Below are 20,052 nucleotides of genomic sequence, written 5' to 3' on the forward strand. Positions count from 1 at the left end.
GAAAGCAGGTGTTAGAAATGGGAAAGTTGTCGGATACTAATCATAGTTAATATTGATTAGAATAGGAAGATCGGAAAAAAATCTTTATTTGGAGCTGCGATTTGTGATCAGCTAGAGACAAAAATCACAAGTTGCAAATTGAAATGAGCGTCATATACTGTAAGTCAGATAGACGTTTGTTGGAGGTACAATTATGACTGTTTATCATTTTGTTGGAATAAAAGGGACAGGTATGAGTCCACTGGCCCAAATTCTTCATGATACTGGGTATACTGTCCAAGGATCGGATATCGAAAAACATATCTTTACACAAAAAGCATTAGAAGAACGAAATATTAAAATTCTTCCATTTGACCCAGATAATATTCAGCCAGGGATGACGGTGATTGCAGGAAATGCATTCCCAGATACACACCCTGAGATTGAGCGTGCTCTTTCTGAAGGGATTCCTGTTATTCGTTATCATAAATTTCTTGGAGAATACATGGATTCATTCACAAACGTTGCAATTACTGGTGCTCATGGTAAAACATCGACAACAGGTCTGCTTGCACATGTGATGCAAGCGGCAAAACCAACTTCCTACTTAATCGGTGATGGATCTGGAATGGGGAAAGAAAACAGCGAGTATTTTGTATTTGAAGCGTGCGAATACCGCAGACATTTCCTCAGCTACCATCCAGACTATGCGATCATGACCAATATTGATTTTGATCACCCTGATTATTTCACGGATATTGATGACGTGTTTGATGCGTTTCAAAACATGGCACTTCAAGTGAAAAAAGCCATCATCGCTTGCGGTGATGACGAGCATCTTCTCAAGATCCAAGCAAAAGTACCTGTTGTGTACTACGGATTCAATGAAGAAAATGATTTCCAAGCACGAAATGTTGTGAAAAACACAGAAGGCACGACATTTGATGTATTTGTACGTAATACGTTTTATGATACCTTCTACATTCCTGCTTACGGAAACCACAATGTCCTTAACTCATTAGCGGTCATTGCATTATGCCACTATGAGGCCATTGATGTAGAGCTTATCAAAGGTGCTTTAACGACATTTGGCGGTGTGAAACGACGCTTTAATGAAAAAGTAGTCGGTGAACAAGTCTTAATTGACGACTATGCGCACCATCCGACTGAAATTGAAGTCACGATCGAAGCAGCTCGCCAAAAGTATCCAGACCGTGATATTGTAGCAGTCTTCCAGCCGCACACTTTCACTCGTACACAGCAATTTTTAAGTGAATTTGCGGACAGTCTGAAAAAAGCAGACTATGTATACCTCTGTGATATTTTCGGTTCAGCTCGTGAAAACATTGGGAAACTAAGCATTGAAGATTTGCGGGAAAAAATTCCGCAAGCCCAATTGATTGAAGAAGAAGAGACATCTGTGCTGAAAGCACATGAAAATGCGATCTTGGTCTTTATGGGAGCAGGAGATATTCAAAAGTATCTTCGTGCTTATGAGAAAGTCGCAGTATAATTGCCTGTCAAAAAGTGCCGATTCAATCGGCGCTTTTTATTTTGAATAAAATGTGACAAAGGGGCTAAATGTGACAAGATGTGCCGCTTTTTTTCGTTCGCTGTGGACAGGAATTGGCGAATAAGTGTAGAATTATTATTCAATCGGTCATTCTAGGCGATGTTTGAATGATACAACGAGAGGGTATTGAATTGAATATGCCCGCAGCAAAGGAGGTATCAGATGATTATTATTCTCTATTTAAGCGTTGCACTCATCGCAATCGCTTTCCTCATTCTTGTCATCTACTTGTCCAAAACATTGAAATCCTTACAGCTGACATTAAAGAATGTCGCATCAACTTTAGAAGGTCTTGAAGGACAGATGCAAGGCATCACCACAGAGACAGCACAGTTGCTACATAAGACCAATCAGCTTGCTGAAGATATTCAAGACAAATCGGCAAAACTTAACACAGTTGTGGATGCGGTGCAGGGAATTGGCGGCTCGATCAACCAATTTAATACAAGCATAAAGCAGGCAGCTGGTGCGGTTTCTTCATCCGTTGAACGAAATCAGGAGAAAGTCACGGATGTGGTAAGCTGGAGTAACGCAGCACTTGAAATCTATAAAAAATGGAAACAACGTAAACAACAATAATCAACCATTTTCGCATAGGAGGAATAATCATGAGCAAAGACGGAATCAATAGCAAAGACTTTTTGATCGGAACACTTATCGGTGGCATTATCGGTGCAACAACGGCATTATTTTTAGCACCAAAGTCAGGGAAAGAGCTTCGCGATGATTTGAACACCCAAGCGAATGCCCTAAAAGAAAAAACAGATCGTCTCACAACAGATGCAAAGGAAAAAGGCACTGAATATGTGACGATTGCGAAAGACAAAACATCTGAATTGTCTCAGCTCGTAGCAGAGCAGTCAAACCAGATTTTAGACAAAGTAAAAGACATAAAAGATCGTACAGCTGGAAAAGCTAAACAAGTAAAAAGCGAAGCAGAAGATGCTGCAGCAAATATTGCAAATGAAGCTTCAGATGTAGCAGATGAAGCAAAAGTAAGAGCACAAGAAGCAAAAGCAGACATTGAAGACGGCATCAAAGATGTCAAAGAAAAAGTAGAACAATCTACGAAAGGCTAACTCGCTGCTTAAGTTAGGAAGGAGCACATCATGTCTAAACAACTCATAGAAACAGAAGAACAGTTTGATCAACTAACGAATCAAGACGGAACCTTTGTCTTTTTTAAGCACAGTTTGACATGTCCAATCAGCCAAGCTGCTTTTCAAGAGTTTGAAGCGTTTGCGTCAGAACATGAGGATGTTCCTGCTTATTTCTTGCAAATTCAAAACACAAGAGAGCTTTCATCCTATGTGACTGAAAAGTCAGGGATCAAGCACGAAAGCCCGCAGGCACTCATCTTTAGCGGTGGCAAAGTAAAGTGGCATGCTTCTCACTCAAGCATTACAAAAGAAGCGCTTGAACATAACATGTAGAAAAACGTCAGCGATTGCTGACGTTCAAGATTGTGGACAAAGGGCTAAAATGAATTTTATTTTAGCCCTTTGTCTTCTTTTCAGCGTGATAGAAAACCTTTGCAGTCTAGGAAGGACGAGCACTGGCACGGAGCGAATTTGTCATTCGTGAGTACCAGCGCGCAGGACTGACAAAGAATGCGAGGGTTTGTCTACCCGCTGAAACGTCAGCGATAGCTGACGTTTTTTTTATAAAAAAGGTTTACTTGCATCAAAAGTATGCTATAATCTTACACATAATACTTTATCGCTTAAAAGCGTTTGGGTAATAAAGAATTTTTTCGTGACAATTCCGAAATCTTTGTTTATAATAAACCCTATTATAAGAGATCAAAAATAAAAAGCGAGAGCGGGCAGAGGAAAGGATGACAAAAATGAGCAACAATGAATTGGAACAATTGAGACAGCAAGCTGATGAACTAAATCTTCAAATCTTAAAACTGATCAATGAAAGAGGAAACATTGTAAAAGAAATTGGAAAGGCAAAAGAAGCGCAAGGTGTCAACCGTTATGACCCTGTCAGAGAGCGCACAATGCTTAATCAAATTCTTGAAGAAAATGATGGCCCATTTGAAAATTCAACGATTCAACATATTTTCAAAGAAATTTTCAAAGCAGGTTTAGAGCTTCAAGAAGATGACCACAGCAAAGCACTTCTTGTTTCTCGTAAGAAAAAACCTGAAAATACAATTGTAAATATCAATGGAGAAGCGATCGGTGACGGAAAACAACGTTTCATCGTTGGACCATGTGCCGTTGAAAGCTACGAGCAAGTTGCAGAAGTAGCGGCAGCAGCGAAACAGCAGGGACTAAAACTTCTTCGTGGCGGCGCATTTAAGCCTCGCACAAGTCCATACGACTTCCAAGGACTTGGCGTAGACGGTCTAAAAATTCTAAAACGTGTAGCAGATGAATACGGTCTTGCAGTTATTAGTGAAATCGTGAATCCTGCTCATATTGAAGAAGCGATTGAGCATATCGATGTCATCCAAATTGGAGCACGTAACATGCAGAACTTCGAGCTTTTAAAAGAAGCTGGATCAGTGAACAAACCAGTTCTTTTAAAACGCGGTCTAGCAGCAACAATTTCAGAATTCATCAATGCAGCTGAATACATCATCGCACAAGGAAATGACCAAATCATCCTTTGCGAGCGAGGCATCCGCACATACGAAACAGCCACAAGAAATACACTAGATATCTCGGCTGTGCCAATCTTGAAACAAGAGACACATTTACCAGTCTTTGTTGACGTGACACACTCAACAGGACGCAGAGATCTACTTCTTCCAACAGCTAAAGCAGCTCTTGCGATTGGAGCAGACGGTGTGATGGCAGAAGTGCATCCAGATCCATCTGTTGCCCTATCTGACTCAGCGCAGCAAATGGACATTCCACAATTCGAAAAATGGTTAGATGCGTTAAGACCACTTGTCAACATTCACGCATAATCATAAATAGAAAAGCCGCCGGATGACAGCCCGGCGGTTTTTTCATGAAAAAATACGATTAAGATTGGCAATGAAAGGAAGAGAGCACATTGCAAGCTAAAAATATGCTTGTTCACAATGTTTTCATTTTTAAAATTCGATAGAATCTGCTAAGATCATTGTCATAGCTGACGTTCACGACGACTTTTGGTGAAATATGATTCAATTTACAGGTAACAAGCTCATTAAAGTTTGTTTAATTTAGTTATAAAAAGAAAGGGAACGTTTTCATATGATGAAAAAACGTGTATAATTTCATAAAAGAAGGTCATTTTGATGTAGATTGAAAAATTATGTGTCTCTTTTCATCGTTTTAATGACAAATAGGATATTATTTTCCTCGTATCTGACATGTCTCTATCCAATTGGTGAATGCTATAGATATGAAGTGTATTTGAAGGAGTGATTTATGTGAATAATGTTACAATATATGATGTAGCAAGAGAAGCAAACGTAAGTATGGCAACGGTATCACGCGTTGTTAATGGTAATCCAAACGTAAAACCAACAACAAGAAAAAAGGTGCTTGAAGCAATTGATCGTCTCGGCTACCGTCCGAACGCAGTCGCACGAGGCCTTGCAAGTAAAAAGACTACAACAGTTGGGGTCATCATCCCTGATATTTCAAGTATCTTCTATTCAGAGCTTGCACGAGGAATTGAAGATATTGCGACGATGTACAAGTACAACATTATTTTGAGCAACTCAGACCAAAATACTGATAAAGAACTTCATTTGTTAAACACAATGCTTGGCAAACAAGTAGATGGAATCGTTTTTATGGGCGGAAACATTACAGATGTGCATGTGGAAGAATTTAAGCGCTCTCCTGTACCAATTGTACTTGCAGCATCTGTTGAAGAGCAGGCACAAACACCATCAGTCAACATTAACTATGAACAAGCCATTTATGATTCAGTTCAGCTATTAGTTGAAAAAGGACATAAACGAATTGCGTTTGTATCTGGACCAATGTCAGAACCAATTAACTCTATGAGAAAGCTTGCTGGTTATAAGCGTGCGCTTGAAGAAGCTGGTATCGCGTTTGACGAAGCGCTTGTTGCTGAAGGAGACTACTCATATGACTCTGGTATTGAAGCGCTCGCTAATCTGCTTGAGCAATCTGACAAGCCGACGGCTGTGATTGCAGCGACTGACGAAATGGCGCTAGGTGTCATTCATGGAGCGCAGGACAGAGGCGTATCAATTCCTGAAGATTTAGAAGTGATTGGCTTTGATAACACAAGACTATCCCTCATGGTGCGCCCTCAATTGACAACAGTTGTTCAGCCTACTTATGATATTGGCGCTGTTGCGATGAGACTTTTGACAAAGCTCATGAACAAAGAACAAGTAGAAGATCAAATTGTTGAATTGCCACATAGAATTGAAGAAAGACAATCGACGAAATAAAAAAGAAAGCAGGCTCACTTGATCAGTGGACGCCTGCTTTTTTTTATGCCTTTTTCTTTTCTCGTCTAACAGGCATGAGTGCTTTTTCTACCGTTTGCGCATTTTTTTCTGTAATTTCTGCTCTTCTTGGAATCGGTGGATATAAATCGTCAGGATCTAGCCATGTGGATGGAAGCGGAACAGGAGATTGTTTTTCCCATGCCCGAATCCATTCCTGAGGAAGCGCATCTGGTGGTGTAATGCCTTTCATCTCAAGCCAAATGCGGCTCCATGCTCTTGGGACGACACGCCAAATATCATAGCCGCCTCCGCCCACAGCGATCCATTTTCCATCACAATATTGATGCGCCAGCTCATGGGCAATTCTAGGAATTTCCTCATATATTTTCATGGTAGCAGATAAATGCGTCAAAGGGTCGTAATAGTGGGCATCTGCTCCATTTTGCGTCAAAATGACATCTGGTTTAAAAAAAGCAGCAATCTCTGTCACTGCTGTTCGATAGGCTTCTAAAAATGATTCGTCTTCTGTAAATGCGTCAAGCGGGATATTATATGCATAACCATAGCCTTTATCATGACCCCTTTCCTGTACTTGTCCAGTTCCAGGGAACAAATAGCGCCCTGTTTCATGAATGGAAACAGTACATACCTCTGGATCATCATAGAAGCTAAACTGGACACCATCGCCATGATGAGCATCTGTATCAATATATAAAATTCTAGCGCCATATGTCTTTTGAATATACTGAATGGCCACAGAGCTGTCATTATAAATACAAAAGCCAGAAGCACGCCCTTTAAATCCATGGTGAAGCCCGCCGCCAAGATTGAGCGCATGCTGCGAATGCCCAAGCATCACTTGATCAACCGCTGTTAATGTCCCGCCAACTAGGAGAGAAGCTGCCTCATGCATCCCTGCAAACATCGGGGTGTCCTCAGTGCCAAGACCATAACGTTCCCCCTCTACGGTGGACAGTTTTCCTTCACTTGCTCGCTGTACTGCTTGAATATAGTCTGCTGTATGGACGAGCTTCAACTCCTCCAGCGTCGCCATCCGAGGTGCGACAATCTCATCATCCGTTAACGCCTTCATTTTTTGAAGAAGATCATAAGTTAAGTAGACGCGAAGCTGATTGAAGGGATGATCTTGATGAAACTGGTACGTTTGAAAAGATGGTGAAAAAACAAAGGTCGCTTCCTTCATTTGATCGTCTGCTCCATAGGCCAGAGCACCTTATAGCCTTTTGCACGAATCAGCTTCATCACATGATCTGCATGCATCGTTTGAAGGCGGAAGACGAGCACTTTAGAGGCTTCATTGGCATGTGGGTACACGAGTACACTCAGCATTTGAATATGCTGCTCTTTTAAAATGGCCGTAATGTCTGCAAGACCCTCTGTCACTTGCGCTACTTCAACCTCTAAATGTGATCCAGGCTGATCTGCACCTGTTAGTCTTACAAACGTACGAAGTAAATCTGTTTTTGTGATGATCCCTACAAGCTTGCCACGTCTCACAACGGGAAGACAGCCAATTCCGTGTTCAAAAAAGACACTTGAAATCTCCTCAACGAAATCAAGCGGATGAGCGGTAATCGTCTCTAGCACCATGATGTCTTCAACCGGCCGCTGAATAAAAAGCTGCCTTTTCTCTGTTTCAAAAATACTTGGACTGGCATTTTTAATATCCCGATCTGTCACCATCCCAATGACAGATCCCTGCTCAGATACGATGGGAATATGCCGAATGTGATGTGCACTCATTTTTTGAATGGCTTCTTCAATCGTATCGGTTTTGCGCAGCGTGATCACATCACGCTCCATAATTTGTTCAATCATCATGTTTACCAATCCCCTTTGCCAAAAAAACGAATTGAACGTTAATACATAAAGCGCTGATGGAAGCGAAGACGATCGAAACGCTCGATTGAATCTGGACTCACATGTTTTCCGATCCGTGCCATTAAACAATTGGCTGGATGTGAGCTAATCTCTGGCTCGTCTGTTGCAAACCAGACAAGACCGCCTGCGTTCATCATTTTCTCCATCATTTTGCGGTACTCCCACACGTTTTTCTTCGTCCCTTTTAAATCCCAATGCCAGTAATATTCGGTTGTAATGATAATGTAATTTTCCATTTGCTCATCCATCATGCTCACATCCAGTAAATGCTTGCCAAGTGAGCAGCCTCTGAATGGAGGAGCGACTTCAATGGCACCGAGCTCAATTAAATTGTCCATGTTGCCTTCTGACCAGCGTTCAAGCGGATCAGGGTACAAATACGTGACATAGCCTACGACAAGCTCATCCACCCTAGCAATGATAATACGTCCTTCAGGAAGATCTGCTATTTCAACAAGTGCTTGTTTCTGTTCCTCAGGCGTGCGAAATGCTGTTAGTCCTTCATGAAACGTATATTTCGCCAGCTCTGATGCAGGTACCGGTCCTTCAATCAGGATGGAACCTGTTTCTCGCTCAATGGTTTTTGAATAATAAGTTTTAGGATGCTCCACGTATCCACCGCCTCAAATTCTAGTGAGTCGTCTCTATTCTATCTTAAATCTTGCAATAATTAAAACGGTTTCATCGGAAGTTTTTTAAAAATTGAGAAAAAAAGTCATCTATACTATAATGGTCATTGTAAACGTATGCAAAGGGGGACTGTTTGATGAAAGTGGAAACGCTACCATCAGTAAAAGGGGACTATCATTTAAATGATTATGAGCAAGCATACAAAGAATTTTCATGGGAGGAAGCGAGAAAAAATTTCTCTTGGTATGAAACAGGAAAAGTAAATGCAGCTTATGAAGCGATTGACAGACATGCGGACTCGTTTCGTAAAAACAAGGTGGCGCTTCACTACAAAGATTCACAGCGGGATGAAAAGTATACGTTCAGGGATATGAAAATCAAGACAAACAAAGCAGGAAATCTATTAAGAGAACAGGCACATGTGCAAAAAGGGGATCGCGTGTTTATCTTTATGCCAAGATCACCTGAGCTCTATTTTCTACTGCTTGGTGCTGTCAAAATTGGTGCAATCGTTGGTCCGTTATTTGAGGCATTTATGGAAGGTGCCGTCAAAGATCGTTTAGAAAATAGTGAGGCAAAAGTGATTGTGACAACGCCTGATCTGCTTGAGCGGATTCCGTTTGCAGAACTTCCAAAGCTTGAATCCGTCATCATTGTCGGTGGTGAAAAAGAGGATGCAGATGGTGTGCGGACAATTCACTTTGAAGAAGCATTTGAGCAGGCAGCGAAGGAACTTGAAATTGAGTGGATGGATGAAAAAGATGGATACCTGCTTCATTACACGTCAGGGTCCACTGGTACGCCAAAAGGTGTGCTCCATGTTCATGGCGCAATGGTGCAGCAAGGCCAGACGGGTAAATGGGTACTTGATTTGAAAGAAGAAGATGTCTACTGGTGTACAGCTGATCCAGGCTGGGTAACAGGGACGGTGTACGGTATTTTTTCTCCGTGGTTGAATGGAGCGACGAATGTGATTTTAGGCGGCAGGTTCAATCCTGATACGTGGTACGAAACCATTGAATCGCTTGGTGTGACCGTTTGGTACAGTGCACCGACAGCCTTCAGAATGCTGATGGGAGCAGGAGACGATCTCATTCAAAAATATGATCTCAGCTCACTCCGTCATGTGTTAAGTGTAGGAGAGCCACTTAATCCAGAAGTGATCCGCTGGGGAGACGCTGTATTCGGTAAACGAATTCATGATACTTGGTGGATGACAGAAACAGGTGCACAGCTGATTTGTAACTATCCATCCATGGATATCAAACCAGGTTCGATGGGGAAACCAATTCCAGGCGTTGAAGCTGCGATTGTGGATAATGCCGGAAATGAACTTCCGCCATACCGGATGGGGAACCTTGCCATCAAAAAAGGCTGGCCGTCTATGATGCATACGATCTGGAACAATCCTGAAAAATATGAATCTTACTTTATGCCGGGAGATTGGTATGTTTCAGGAGATTCTGCTTATATGGATGAAGACGGATACTTCTGGTTCCAGGGACGTGTCGACGATGTCATCATGACGTCAGGAGAGCGGGTCGGTCCATTTGAGGTAGAAAGTAAACTGGTGGAACATCCGGCCATTGCAGAGGCTGGTGTCATCGGAAAACCAGATCCTGTGCGCGGTGAAATTATTAAAGCATTTATAGCGCTTAGAAGCGGATACGAACCGTCTGATGACCTGAAAGAAGAAATTCGTACGTTCGTGAAAAAAGGACTCGCTGCACATGCAGCACCGAGAGAAATTGAGTTTAAAGACAAATTGCCAAAAACACGCAGCGGTAAAATTATGAGACGTGTGCTAAAAGCGTGGGAACTGAATTTACCTGCTGGCGATCTCTCGACAATGGAAGATTAATCACTTCCGTCAGTTGACTTGATATCAAAAGTATGTTAAAAATGACTTTAGTTGAATATGAAAAGGTTTTGACTGAGATTCAGTAGAATCATCTTTCCCTGTCCAAGAGAGCTGACGGCTGGTGCGAGTCAGTACAAAGAGATATTCGAATTACCCTCACGAACCGCTTTTACGAAAAGGAGCATATGCTATCTGATTAGTGAAAGAACGGATCTGTCCGTTATCAGTGTAAGTGAAAAGACGTGTTGTTTTGTCTTTTAAGCAGGGTGGTACCGCGATATATATCGTCCCTTCGTTCATTCGAAGGGGCGTTTTTTATGTTGAATTGTAAAAAAAGGAGATTTGGATATGAGTCAATTGATGGAAGAATTATCGTTCAGAGGATTAATTCAGCAACAAACAGATGAAGAAGGTTTAACAAAATTATTAGCAGAAGAAAAAATCAAGCTATACTCCGGCTTTGATCCAACAGCTGACAGCTTGCACATTGGTCACTTACTGCCAATTTTAACATTGCGCAGATTCCAAGAAGCAGGTCATCATCCGATTGCACTTGTTGGCGGCGCAACTGGACTGATTGGTGACCCAAGTTTCAAAAAAGCAGAACGTTCACTAAACCCAGCAGAAATCGTCGAACAGTGGTCAGAGAAAATCAAAGGCCAGCTCTCTCAATTCCTTGATTTTGAAGCAGGTGACAACCCAGCTGTCATCGTGAATAACTATGACTGGATCAGTCAAATGAATGTCATCACGTTCCTTCGTGATATTGGAAAGAACTTCGGTGTCAACTTCATGCTCGCAAAAGATATCGTCAGCTCCCGTATTGAAACAGGGATTTCGTACACAGAATTCAGCTACGTGATTCTACAATCGTTAGACTTCTTGAACCTTTACAGAAATGAAAATTGTAAGCTGCAAATCGGCGGAAGTGACCAGTGGGGAAATATCACATCTGGGCTTGAGTTAATCCGTAAGTCTGAAGCAGAAGGGGCTAAAGCATTCGGTCTCACAATGCCGCTTGTCACAAAAGCAGACGGCACGAAGTTTGGGAAAACAGAAGGTGGTGCCATCTGGTTAGATAAAGAAAAAACATCACCATATGAATTCTACCAATTCTGGATTAACACAGATGACCGTGATGTCGTGAAATACTTAAAATACTTTACGTTCCTATCAAAAGAAGAGATCGCATCGTACGAAGAAAAAGTGCAAACAGCCCCTGAAAAGCGTGAAGCACAGCGCCGTTTGGCAGAAGAAGTCACAACACTTGTGCATGGCCGTGAATCACTAGAACAGGCTGTCAACATCTCAAATGCGCTATTTAAAGGCGAGATCAAATCTCTTACAGCAGAAGAAGTGAAAGTAGGCTTTAAAGATGTGCCATCAATGGAGAAAGACAGTGCAGAAGAATTAACACTTGTTGATGTTCTTGTCGAATCAAAACTGTCTCCATCAAAACGTCAAGCACGTGAAGATATCACAAACGGTGCCATCTACATCAACGGAGAGAGACAAACCGACAAAGACTATGTCCTTTCAGCTGAAGACCGAATTGAAAACCAATTTACAGTCTTAAGAAGAGGGAAAAAGAAATACTTCCTTGTAACGTATAAATAAATCCTTATGAAACAGTAAGTATCATGAAAAGCACCTCAAATGTTCATATACATTGAGGTGCTTTTCTTTTTTATTCAGAAGTAGGAATTAAGCTTTTACAGAGCGGTTTTCTCTCATTTGTCTGTTTCTTATTCAAGAAGTGAATCTTCGTTTGTATAAGCATGTTCTACCTTACAAATTCGGGTTGTATAGGATTCATACCAATCTTTTTTTCCTTTTTTTTGAACACGCTGATGTGCTGTATGTGCTTTCCATTCTTTAATTGCTGCTAATGAATCCCAATACGATACAGTGATCCCAACACCATGCTCATCTCGTACACTCTCAATTCCAAGAAACCCGTCTAGGTCTTTCGCTAATTGTTCCATTCTTTGAGCAGCAGCAGCGTATTCTTTCTGCTCAACATTCGTTCGTTTTGATGTGAAAATGACTGCATAGTAAGGTGGTGCAGGTGTTTGGGTAAATAGCATCTAGTAGAACCTCCTTTTGTCTATTCACATTATATATGAAAGATAGAGAGGCTCGTAGTCTTTTTGTTTTAATTTAAAAAAGTCCAAGGTGCTTTATGATTATTTATATTTCTGTAAAATCATCTCATAAAACATTACCTTGTTCACTTTTCTGACATATTTTTCTTGTATAAAATAGAGTCGAATAAGATGAATAAGGGGGAATGAAAGTGATTCGATTTAAGAAAAAGAGTTTGCAAATTCTTGTTGCCCTTGCCTTAGTGCTAGGTTCAATGGCCTTCATCCAGCCGAAAGAAGTCAAAGCGGCTGCGCATAATCCGGTTGTGATGGTGCATGGTATGGGCGGTGCGTCTTATAACTTTGCTTCGATCAAACGATACTTAGTATCACAGGGCTGGGATCAAAACCAACTTTTTGCAATCGATTTCATAGACAAAACAGGCAATAACCTGAACAATGGCCCGAGGCTCTCTAGATTCGTGAAAGATGTACTAGCCAAAACGGGCGCCAAAAAAGTAGATATTGTGGCTCATAGTATGGGTGGTGCGAACACGTTATACTATATTAAAAACCTAGACGGCGGAGATAAAATTGAAAACGTCGTCACACTTGGTGGAGCGAATGGACTCGTATCACTCAGAGCATTACCAGGCACCGATCCAAATCAAAAAATTCTTTACACATCTGTCTATAGTTCAGCCGATCTCATTGTCGTCAACAGCCTCTCACGTTTAATTGGCGCGAGAAACGTCCTCATCCACGGCGTTGGACATATCGGTCTATTAACCTCAAGCCAAGTCAAAGGCTATGTGAAAGAAGGATTGAATGGCGGAGGACAGAATACGAATTAAAAAATGAAAAAGACAGCGATTTGTGCTGTCTTTTTTGATGTCATGGTTATATGGGTGCTGCTAGGTGTTGAAGAAGATTTTTAGGAGGATAAAAGATGACGCAAAAACTCAAATATGCTTTCTTAGGCTACTTTCTCTATTTCCCATGTTCATTTCTGATTATCTATATGATCTGGATGGCAATCGTCAAATCAGTGCAATGGGCAGAAGTCATATCTAATTGTACATCCATCATTGGCATCTATTACTTGATAGCCAGTGTGTGGTTTCTCTTTTTAGTGCAAAAACAGACAAAACATCGTACATAGCCAAATAAAAACATGTACAAATCAACCACCATTCCTTACACTACAAGTAATGATTCAGATTCTTTGGAGGTGGGGATTTGTGCAACAACATCAAAAGGCTTTGATTATGGTTGATGTACAGAAAGCATTCGAGCACGAAAAATGGGGAGAACGGAATAACCTAGATGCAGAGAAGAATATCAGTCGTCTATTGACGTTTTGGAGAGAAAAAGGCTGGACAGTCATTCATATTCAGCATACATCGGATCAGCCGCACTCCTTATTTCATCCAGCAAATGAAGGGCACTCCTTCAAAGAGATCGCCAAACCGCTAGATGAAGAAACGGTCATACAAAAGAAAGTCAACAGTAGCTTTATAGGTACAAACTTAGAGGAACAACTAAGATCAAACGAGATCGACACTGTTGTGATTGCTGGACTTACAACACCGCACTGCGTATCTACCACAACAAGAATGAGTGGAAACCTAGGCTTTGAGACATACCTCATGTCGGATGCAACAGCCGCCTTTGGACTCGCAGATCAAACCGGTACATACTATGATCCAGAAACGATCCATCGCCTTTCACTTGCAACACTGCATGACGAATTTGCGACTATCCTGACAACTGAGCAGCTGATCACAAATTGGGCAAGCAAAAGCTCCTAGAATCATCTCTAGGAGCTTTTTGCTTGTTCATCCAGCGGCTGTTTTCGTTGTTCAATACTTGAGTAGATGAGATCAATTCCAATAAATAAGAAGCTGACAAAGAAAGATAAAATGAGTGTGCCGTGCTCCCAAATGGAGACATTGACTATGTTCATATTAAGGACAAACTTAATTGAGAAATGCACAACGATCCATGAGAGTAAAAATTCAAAGATAAACGTGAACCATTGAGGAAATCTTAGCAAAGAGGAAATTCCTTTACCAATGAATACTAAAAAGATCGACCAAAAAAGAACAATCCCACTGACGAATAGACAGAAGGTCAATAATGAAAGAAATGATGCATAGGTAATATATTCTCCAAAAAGAAAATTCACTCCTAATGAAACAACATAAAGTACAGAACTTGGAATGATGATGACAAAACTAATCGAAAAAAAGATGAGTAAAATGAGGAGAATTTCAGCGATAGCTCCAGGCGCTTCATCGACAACTTTTGTCTTTCTCAAAATCGCATAGATAACAATTGAAATGAGCATAAGTGCTAACATAAATGAAATAATCGACAAATTGCTTTCCTCCTTAACGTTCTTTACATTATTGTTTTAAGTTGTGAGTTATCCAGTAAATGTAATTGTAAGAGGAAAACGAAAAAGAGTAAAGAGTAATCGGTGTTCTAATTTTCTTGTGTGTAAATTTGTAGCTAGAGAGTATCGTACAAAAGACCAAACAAAAAACCCTAGAAATCCTTGAACAATCAAGGTCTCTAGGGTTTGTTTGATCACTCTCTGAGAGAGTCATGAAATTAACGAGAGTAGAACTCAACGATTAGTTGTTCGCTGATTTCAGGCGCTAATTCAGAACGCTCTGGAAGACGAGTGAAAGTTCCTTCAAGCTTTTCAGCATCGAAAGTAAGGTATTCAGGTACGAAGTTGTTCACTTCAACTGATTCTTTCACAACTGCAAGGTTTTGAGATTTCTCACGAAGAGCAATCGTTTGACCTGGTTTCACAGAGAAAGATGGGATGTCTACACGGCTTCCATCAACAAGGATGTGACCATGGTTTACTAGCTGACGAGCTTGGCGGCGCGTACGAGCAAGGCCAAGGCGGTATACTAGGTTGTCAAGGCGAGTTTCAAGAAGGATCATGAAGTTTTCACCTTGTTTACCAGGAAGTTTAGCAGCTCTGTCAAATAGTGTACGGAATTGACGTTCGTTGACACCGTACATGTGACGAAGCTTTTGCTTCTCTTGTAATTGTAAACCGTATTCAGATAGTTTTTTGCGTTGTCCTGGACCATGTGGGCCTGGAGCGTAAGGGCGTTTTTCAAGTTCCTTACCTGTTCCGCTTAATGAAATGCCTAAACGGCGGGAAATCTTCCAACTTGGACCTGTATAGCGAGCCATAATGTGACTCCTCCTTATTGTTTTTATTTGTGAAAAATAAAAACCGTCTGTTCTTTGTCTTTTCCGTCATTATGTTTTCATGCATCCTCGCTCCAGCAGCAGGGAGTTACAAGATGCACCTCCATATAGAAGGAACAAAATGATACAAAAAAGCCGAACAAAAAGGCTGCCATATTTCACACAAACTCTATTATATGACGCCAGATAGGAGAAGTCAACCTATTTAAAGAGGAGAATGTCAAACGTGGTCGGCATTCATCCGGGAAGAAAGCAAAACAAAAAAGCAGACACATTGTCTGCTTTATCAAGCATCATGACGCATCAGTAGAGGCTGATAACGCATTTTGGACAACCTCTGTAAATTGAACTAAGTACGTTTCATCTATTTCATTGAAACGATCTTTCACTGGACTGTCAATATCGAGTACCCCAATGATTTGTCCATTTACTTTAAGTGGGATCACAATTTCAGACTGCGATGCTGCATCACATGCAATATGACCAGGGAATGCATGGACATCAGCGATACGCTGTACATCACCTGTCGCAAATGCTGTACCGCAAACCCCTTTTCCAGAAGGAATGCGTACACATGCGGGCAGTCCATTGAATGGACCAAGCACAAGTTCTCCGCCTTTTGCTAAATAAAATCCTGCCCAATTGACTTCAGGAAGCGAGTGATAAAGTAGCGCCGCAGCATTGGCTAGGTTGGCAATGAGATCAGGTTCACCATCCGTAATCGCTTCTACTTGCTTGATGAGTAATTGATAGTCTTTCGATGGATCGCCAGACTGTTTTTCGACATGAAACATGAAAATCTCCTACTTTCTATCTCAAAAATACATAACTTGCGTTTCGCATGTGGGATTTGTCGAGCAATGATTAAAGGAACTTCCGCCTTCACCTTGAAGTATGTACACATGAAGAGGGGTGAGCGGATGAAAACATCAACAACCGTGCAAACAAAAGACCGTATTATTGAAGCTGCCATCAGACTTTTTAACCAAAAAGGATTTTCTGGAACCTCTGTCCGTGAGATTGCGAAGGAAGCAAACGTCAACGTTGCCCATATATCTTATTACTTTCAAGGAAAAGGAGGGCTGCTCGAGCAGCTCGTATCCGATTTTTATGAAGGCTATATTCAGATGATTGAATCGCACATCCAGCACATGGAAACCCGTCATGCAAAAGAATGTTTACTTCATGTGGTTTTTGATATTTTATCTTATCAGCATGAAAATCGTCAATTAACCCGTTTCGTTTATCGAGAAGTGACCATTGATTCAACGCTGATCAGGGAAATCATGTCCACCTATTTAACAAAGGAAAAATACTTGTTTCAGCTCATCATTGAAAAAGGAAAAAGCACCCATGTGATTTGTAAGCAGCTGTCACTCTCATCATTTATGATCCAGCTAAAATCACTTCTGATGATGCCATATCTGCAGCCGCAATATTTAACAGAGGTGCTTTATATCAACCCAAACGAGCCTTACTTTTATCAAACGTACTATAAGGAACTGAGCCGGTCGCTTCATCATCTGTTAGAACCAAATGAACCCGCACTTGATCCTCACCTGAAACTCATGATGTCTTCAAATTGATCATACGCATATCCGAGATCTTCCGCTTGATGGGCATCAGACCCGAATATGAGCGGAATTTTTTTCTGTTTTGCAAGATCAATCATCCATTGATCTAAATAGATACTTCTGGCATATGTTTTACGAAGACCTGATGTATTAAAATCTAAGGACATGCCTTTTTTTGCCGTTTCTTCAAGACAAAGGGTGACCCTTTGACATAGTTCTGGCGACATTTCGTATGGGAAAAGTTGTTTGAATTTCTGGACAAGGGTGATATGACCGATTCTCTTTGGCTTATATGGACCTAAAGATGATAGAATAGAAGAATGAATTTGGTCATAGTAGCTTTGATAGACGTGTTCGGTGCTGCCATAGATACTGATCAGCTGCTTGAAGGCGTGCTCATCAAAATCAAGACAAATATAATTATTGCCAGCAGGAAGAAAGTGAACAGATAAAATGCTATCGTCTAGTTCAGGGCCGTAGCAGTCTAAAAAGGCACTTGTTTCCTCTTCATACTCTTTGATATAGTCGACCTCAAGCCCAGTTTTTACTATTAACTGTCCTTTGTATTCCTGTTTCAGCTGATCCAGCTTCGTCAAATACGCTTCAAGGTCTTGAAGCTTCATGGCACTATCCTGCTCAGGCGTTGGATCTCGAAACGAAGGAGGCAGCGGGGCATGCTCGGTAAAGGTGATGGAATCAAATCCCTTTTTCATTGCTTTTTCAATATAAGAATGAAAAGGATCAAGCGTACCGTGCGGGCAAAATGGCGTATGTAAATGTGCATCTTGTTTCAACATGTCGTCACCTCTTGTCGATATTTTGAAAAACGTCATGTTTATCAGCGAAAATAATGAAAAATCATGACCAAAAATGCTGGTTACATGGTATCATAATAACAATGAAAACGACAGCTTCCGCATACATAAAAACAGGTCACATCAATACATGTGGCCAAATGATAGAAAGCCTGAATGACTTTCTTGAAAAAACATACATAAAACGGTGAATGGATCGTATTGGAAAAAATACAATCCTGCTTATAAAAAACAAATGCAAAGCGGACACGAAAGGGTTCTCAGGTCTACTCGGGACACTACCCTGACATCACTTAGATCACAACAAGGGGGCTCATTATGGAGTTTATCATCGGTTTAATTGTCATTTTGCTTGCTTTGTTTTCAGTCGGTTATTTCCTCAGAAAAAATATATATAAAGAGATTGACCGATTGGAAGCATGGAAAATTGAAATTTTAAACAGATCAATTGTAGAAGAAATTTCAAAAATCAAACATTTAAAAATGACCGGAGAAACAGAGCAGTTTTTTGAAAGATGGCGTGCAGAGTGGGACGATATCGTCACAGCCCATCTTCCAAAGGTAGAGGAGCTATTATATGATGCAGAGGAGTATTCTGATAAATATCGATTCTCCAAAGCAAAGCAAGTTCTTGCACATATAGGAGATCTGCTCACCGCTGCTGATTCAAACATCGAAGACATTTTAAAAGAGATTGCAGACCTTGTCACAAGTGAAGAGCAAAACCGAAAAGACATCGAGAAGGTCAAAGAGCAATATCAAACGGTACGAAAAAATCTACTTGCTTACAGCCATTTATACGGCACCCTTTATGACAAAATGGAGCAGGACTTGGACGAGGCCTGGGAAGGGATTAAGCAGTACGAGGAAGAGACAGAAAACGGAAACTACATGACAGCAAGGAAAATTTTGCTTGAGCAAGACCGCAGACTCGATCAGCTACAATTATATATCAATGATGTACCGAAGCTCATCGCAGACTGCAAACAAACGGTGCCAGGTCAGCTGACGAAGCTGAAAGACGGTTATAAAGAAATGACAGACAAAGGCTACAAGCTAGAGCACATCCAGATCACAAAAGAGCTGGAGAACTTGAATAAACAGCTGACCCGGGCGGAGAAACTGCTGATTGATGAACTCAATTTAGATGAAGCATCAAGCATTCTGCAAATGATTGATGATGCGATTCAGACGCTGTATGATCAGCTAGAAGCAGAAGTAGAAGCAGGTCAGGAAATCAAGAGCAAAATGCCTGAGCTGACCGAGGCATTTGAAAAACTTGAACAAGACCACACGAAGACTAAGGCAGAAACGGCTCTTGTGAAAGAAAGCTACAAGCTGACTGCAGGAGAACTGGATCAGCAGAAAGCCTTCGAAAAACGATTAGAAGAAATTGAAAAGCTCATGAAGCAAATACGAGAGAAGCTTGATCGTGACCATGTCGCATACACATTATTAATGGATGAAATCAATCAGCTTGAGAACTTTATTGAGGAAGCCAAAACGCTTCATGAAGCGTTTAAAGATCACCTTCAATCGTTACGAAAAGAAGAATTACAGGCAAGAGAAACATTGGCTGAACTTAAAACCATGCTGACAGATACAGTGCGCCAGCTGCACAAAAGCAACATTCCAGGTGTGCCTGCTGACATCAAAGACCGTGCTGAAAAAGCGCAGGAGATGATTCAGCAAGTGCAGGAGCAGCTAGAGAATTTGCCGCTGAATATGCTAGCAGTGAACCAGCAATTAAAAGAAGCCTCTGAAACAGTTAGACATGTCGTTGATGAAACACATGACATGCTTCGTAAAGTGGATCAAATTGAACGGATTATACAATACGGCAACCGGTTTAGAAGTCAAAACCATATTCTTTCAGAGCAATTAAAAGAGGCAGAACGAAGATTTTATGCCTATGATTATAACGATTCATTTGATGTGGCAGCAGCTGCTGTCGAAAAAGCATCACCTGGAGCCGTTCAGAAGCTTTTAACTCAGCAAGAAAAAGAATATCAGCATCAATAA

General features: G+C 41.0%; 21 protein-coding genes and 1 other annotated feature. Of the genes, 13 read left to right on the forward strand and 8 right to left on the reverse strand.

Annotated features, from left to right (window positions below; genetic code table 11):
• Positions 1-193 precede the first annotated feature (193 nt).
• The 6 genes from murC (at position 194) to ccpA (ending at position 5,927) form a co-directional block, all read left to right on the forward strand.
• Positions 194-1,492 carry a UDP-N-acetylmuramate--L-alanine ligase gene (gene murC, locus FBF75_RS10640; protein ID WP_008343047.1) on the forward strand — a complete coding sequence of 433 codons (1,299 nt, stop codon included), beginning with the start codon at positions 194-196 and terminating at the stop codon, positions 1,490-1,492.
• A gap of 222 nt (positions 1,493-1,714) precedes the next feature.
• Entirely contained in the window at positions 1,715-2,131 is a 417-nt protein-coding gene (locus FBF75_RS10645) for a DUF948 domain-containing protein (RefSeq protein ID WP_017367864.1), read from the forward strand.
• A gap of 29 nt (positions 2,132-2,160) precedes the next feature.
• Entirely contained in the window at positions 2,161-2,631 is a 471-nt protein-coding gene (locus FBF75_RS10650) for a YtxH domain-containing protein (RefSeq protein WP_007501807.1), read from the forward strand.
• Between the two features lie 30 nt (positions 2,632-2,661).
• A complete protein-coding gene (gene ytxJ / locus FBF75_RS10655; protein ID WP_007501805.1) occupies positions 2,662-2,985 on the forward strand; it encodes a bacillithiol system redox-active protein YtxJ in 324 nt (107 codons plus the stop codon).
• 413 nt (positions 2,986-3,398) lie between these two features.
• Positions 3,399-4,475: a bifunctional 3-deoxy-7-phosphoheptulonate synthase/chorismate mutase gene (locus FBF75_RS10660; RefSeq protein ID WP_017358315.1), complete on the forward strand. Its 1,077-nt coding sequence runs from the start codon at positions 3,399-3,401 to the stop codon at positions 4,473-4,475.
• A gap of 450 nt (positions 4,476-4,925) precedes the next feature.
• Entirely contained in the window at positions 4,926-5,927 is a 1,002-nt protein-coding gene (ccpA, locus tag FBF75_RS10665; RefSeq protein ID WP_008343056.1) for a catabolite control protein A, read from the forward strand.
• 43 nt (positions 5,928-5,970) lie between these two features.
• Here the strand turns inward: ccpA and FBF75_RS10670 are convergent, their stop codons facing one another.
• Genes FBF75_RS10670 through FBF75_RS10680 form a run of 3 tightly spaced genes read right to left on the reverse strand, consistent with a single transcriptional unit; the run spans position 5,971 to position 8,440 of the window.
• On the reverse strand, positions 5,971-7,131 hold the full coding sequence (locus FBF75_RS10670) for an acetoin utilization protein AcuC (RefSeq protein ID WP_008343057.1): 1,161 nt from the start codon (positions 7,129-7,131) through the stop codon (positions 5,971-5,973).
• Positions 7,128-7,769 (reverse strand): CBS and ACT domain-containing protein, encoded by a 642-nt coding sequence (locus FBF75_RS10675; protein ID WP_041092583.1) that lies wholly within the window; start codon positions 7,767-7,769, stop codon positions 7,128-7,130. The genes FBF75_RS10670 and FBF75_RS10675 overlap by 4 nt, the downstream gene beginning before the upstream one ends.
• Before the next feature lie 38 nt (positions 7,770-7,807).
• A complete protein-coding gene (locus FBF75_RS10680; protein WP_056705495.1) occupies positions 7,808-8,440 on the reverse strand; it encodes a GNAT family N-acetyltransferase in 633 nt (210 codons plus the stop codon).
• A gap of 155 nt (positions 8,441-8,595) precedes the next feature.
• Between FBF75_RS10680 and acsA the strand changes: the two genes are divergently transcribed.
• Positions 8,596-10,320, forward strand: coding sequence for an acetate--CoA ligase (acsA, locus tag FBF75_RS10685; RefSeq protein WP_136944732.1), 1,725 nt, complete (start codon positions 8,596-8,598; stop codon positions 10,318-10,320).
• A 59-nt stretch (positions 10,321-10,379) separates the two neighbouring features.
• Positions 10,380-10,615 (forward strand) — a binding site (T-box leader).
• 53 nt (positions 10,616-10,668) lie between these two features.
• Positions 10,669-11,937 (forward strand): tyrosine--tRNA ligase, encoded by a 1,269-nt coding sequence (tyrS, locus tag FBF75_RS10690; protein ID WP_017358309.1) that lies wholly within the window; start codon positions 10,669-10,671, stop codon positions 11,935-11,937.
• Between the two features lie 128 nt (positions 11,938-12,065).
• Here tyrS and FBF75_RS10695 read toward each other — a convergent pair whose 3' ends face one another.
• Positions 12,066-12,407, reverse strand: a complete 342-nt coding sequence (locus tag FBF75_RS10695; RefSeq protein ID WP_017358308.1) for an antibiotic biosynthesis monooxygenase family protein — start codon at positions 12,405-12,407, stop codon at positions 12,066-12,068.
• A gap of 272 nt (positions 12,408-12,679) precedes the next feature.
• Between FBF75_RS10695 and FBF75_RS10700 the strand changes: the two genes are divergently transcribed.
• The 3 genes from FBF75_RS10700 to FBF75_RS10710 all read left to right on the forward strand — a co-directional run bounded on the left by FBF75_RS10700 (position 12,680) and on the right by FBF75_RS10710 (position 14,215).
• Positions 12,680-13,258 (forward strand): esterase/lipase family protein, encoded by a 579-nt coding sequence (locus tag FBF75_RS10700; protein WP_370648336.1) that lies wholly within the window; start codon positions 12,680-12,682, stop codon positions 13,256-13,258.
• 95 nt (positions 13,259-13,353) lie between these two features.
• Complete coding sequence (locus FBF75_RS10705) at positions 13,354-13,566, forward strand: hypothetical protein (protein WP_135226563.1); 213 nt, start codon at positions 13,354-13,356, stop codon at positions 13,564-13,566.
• Positions 13,567-13,615: 49 nt separating this feature from the next.
• Entirely contained in the window at positions 13,616-14,215 is a 600-nt protein-coding gene (locus FBF75_RS10710) for a cysteine hydrolase family protein (protein ID WP_135226564.1), read from the forward strand.
• A gap of 8 nt (positions 14,216-14,223) precedes the next feature.
• Here the strand turns inward: FBF75_RS10710 and FBF75_RS10715 are convergent, their stop codons facing one another.
• From FBF75_RS10715 to FBF75_RS10725, 3 genes are all read right to left on the reverse strand, one after another.
• Complete coding sequence (locus FBF75_RS10715) at positions 14,224-14,784, reverse strand: hypothetical protein (protein WP_035702040.1); 561 nt, start codon at positions 14,782-14,784, stop codon at positions 14,224-14,226.
• 236 nt (positions 14,785-15,020) lie between these two features.
• Positions 15,021-15,623, reverse strand: coding sequence for a 30S ribosomal protein S4 (gene rpsD / locus FBF75_RS10720; protein ID WP_007501777.1), 603 nt, complete (start codon positions 15,621-15,623; stop codon positions 15,021-15,023).
• Positions 15,624-15,934: 311 nt separating this feature from the next.
• Complete coding sequence (locus tag FBF75_RS10725) at positions 15,935-16,435, reverse strand: GAF domain-containing protein (RefSeq protein ID WP_046344223.1); 501 nt, start codon at positions 16,433-16,435, stop codon at positions 15,935-15,937.
• A 126-nt stretch (positions 16,436-16,561) separates the two neighbouring features.
• Here FBF75_RS10725 and refZ point away from each other — a divergent pair, with 126 nt between their 5' ends.
• Positions 16,562-17,227 carry a forespore capture DNA-binding protein RefZ gene (gene refZ / locus FBF75_RS10730; RefSeq protein WP_008343081.1) on the forward strand — a complete coding sequence of 222 codons (666 nt, stop codon included), beginning with the start codon at positions 16,562-16,564 and terminating at the stop codon, positions 17,225-17,227.
• On the opposite strand, the gene hisJ is transcribed toward refZ, so the two are convergent.
• The gene (gene hisJ / locus FBF75_RS10735) at positions 17,197-18,012 is read right to left on the reverse strand and encodes a histidinol-phosphatase HisJ (protein WP_129547763.1); all 816 of its coding nucleotides are present in this window, start codon (positions 18,010-18,012) and stop codon (positions 17,197-17,199) included. The genes refZ and hisJ overlap by 31 nt on opposite strands.
• Positions 18,013-18,348: 336 nt before the next feature.
• On the opposite strand from hisJ, the gene ezrA reads away from it, so the two are divergent.
• Positions 18,349-20,052: a septation ring formation regulator EzrA gene (ezrA, locus tag FBF75_RS10740; protein ID WP_099496679.1), complete on the forward strand. Its 1,704-nt coding sequence runs from the start codon at positions 18,349-18,351 to the stop codon at positions 20,050-20,052.

It is taken from the genome of Bacillus sp. S2(2019) (assembly GCF_005144805.1).
GTDB classification, from domain to species: Bacteria; Bacillota; Bacilli; order Bacillales; family Bacillaceae; genus Bacillus; species Bacillus altitudinis.

Bases quoted from the DNA above. Each gene is read 5' to 3' on its own strand.
- ytxJ (WP_007501805.1), top strand. From the start codon at position 2,662: ATGTCTAAACAACTCATAGAAACAGAAGAACAGTTTGATCAACTAACG.
- acsA (WP_136944732.1), top strand. From the start codon at position 8,596: ATGAAAGTGGAAACGCTACCATCAGTAAAAGGGGACTATCATTTAAAT.
- FBF75_RS10670 (WP_008343057.1), bottom strand. From the start codon at position 7,131: ATGAAGGAAGCGACCTTTGTTTTTTCACCATCTTTTCAAACGTACCAG.
- FBF75_RS10645 (WP_017367864.1), top strand. From the start codon at position 1,715: ATGATTATTATTCTCTATTTAAGCGTTGCACTCATCGCAATCGCTTTC.
- ezrA (WP_099496679.1), top strand. From the start codon at position 18,349: ATGGAGTTTATCATCGGTTTAATTGTCATTTTGCTTGCTTTGTTTTCA.
- FBF75_RS10710 (WP_135226564.1), top strand. From the start codon at position 13,616: ATGATTCAGATTCTTTGGAGGTGGGGATTTGTGCAACAACATCAAAAG.
- murC (WP_008343047.1), top strand. From the start codon at position 194: ATGACTGTTTATCATTTTGTTGGAATAAAAGGGACAGGTATGAGTCCA.
- hisJ (WP_129547763.1), bottom strand. From the start codon at position 18,012: ATGTTGAAACAAGATGCACATTTACATACGCCATTTTGCCCGCACGGT.
- FBF75_RS10700 (WP_370648336.1), top strand. From the start codon at position 12,680: ATGGCCTTCATCCAGCCGAAAGAAGTCAAAGCGGCTGCGCATAATCCG.
- FBF75_RS10695 (WP_017358308.1), bottom strand. From the start codon at position 12,407: ATGCTATTTACCCAAACACCTGCACCACCTTACTATGCAGTCATTTTC.
- FBF75_RS10705 (WP_135226563.1), top strand. From the start codon at position 13,354: ATGACGCAAAAACTCAAATATGCTTTCTTAGGCTACTTTCTCTATTTC.
- refZ (WP_008343081.1), top strand. From the start codon at position 16,562: ATGAAAACATCAACAACCGTGCAAACAAAAGACCGTATTATTGAAGCT.
- FBF75_RS10675 (WP_041092583.1), bottom strand. From the start codon at position 7,769: ATGATGATTGAACAAATTATGGAGCGTGATGTGATCACGCTGCGCAAA.
- FBF75_RS10650 (WP_007501807.1), top strand. From the start codon at position 2,161: ATGAGCAAAGACGGAATCAATAGCAAAGACTTTTTGATCGGAACACTT.
- tyrS (WP_017358309.1), top strand. From the start codon at position 10,669: ATGAGTCAATTGATGGAAGAATTATCGTTCAGAGGATTAATTCAGCAA.
- rpsD (WP_007501777.1), bottom strand. From the start codon at position 15,623: ATGGCTCGCTATACAGGTCCAAGTTGGAAGATTTCCCGCCGTTTAGGC.
- FBF75_RS10725 (WP_046344223.1), bottom strand. From the start codon at position 16,435: ATGTTTCATGTCGAAAAACAGTCTGGCGATCCATCGAAAGACTATCAA.
- FBF75_RS10660 (WP_017358315.1), top strand. From the start codon at position 3,399: ATGAGCAACAATGAATTGGAACAATTGAGACAGCAAGCTGATGAACTA.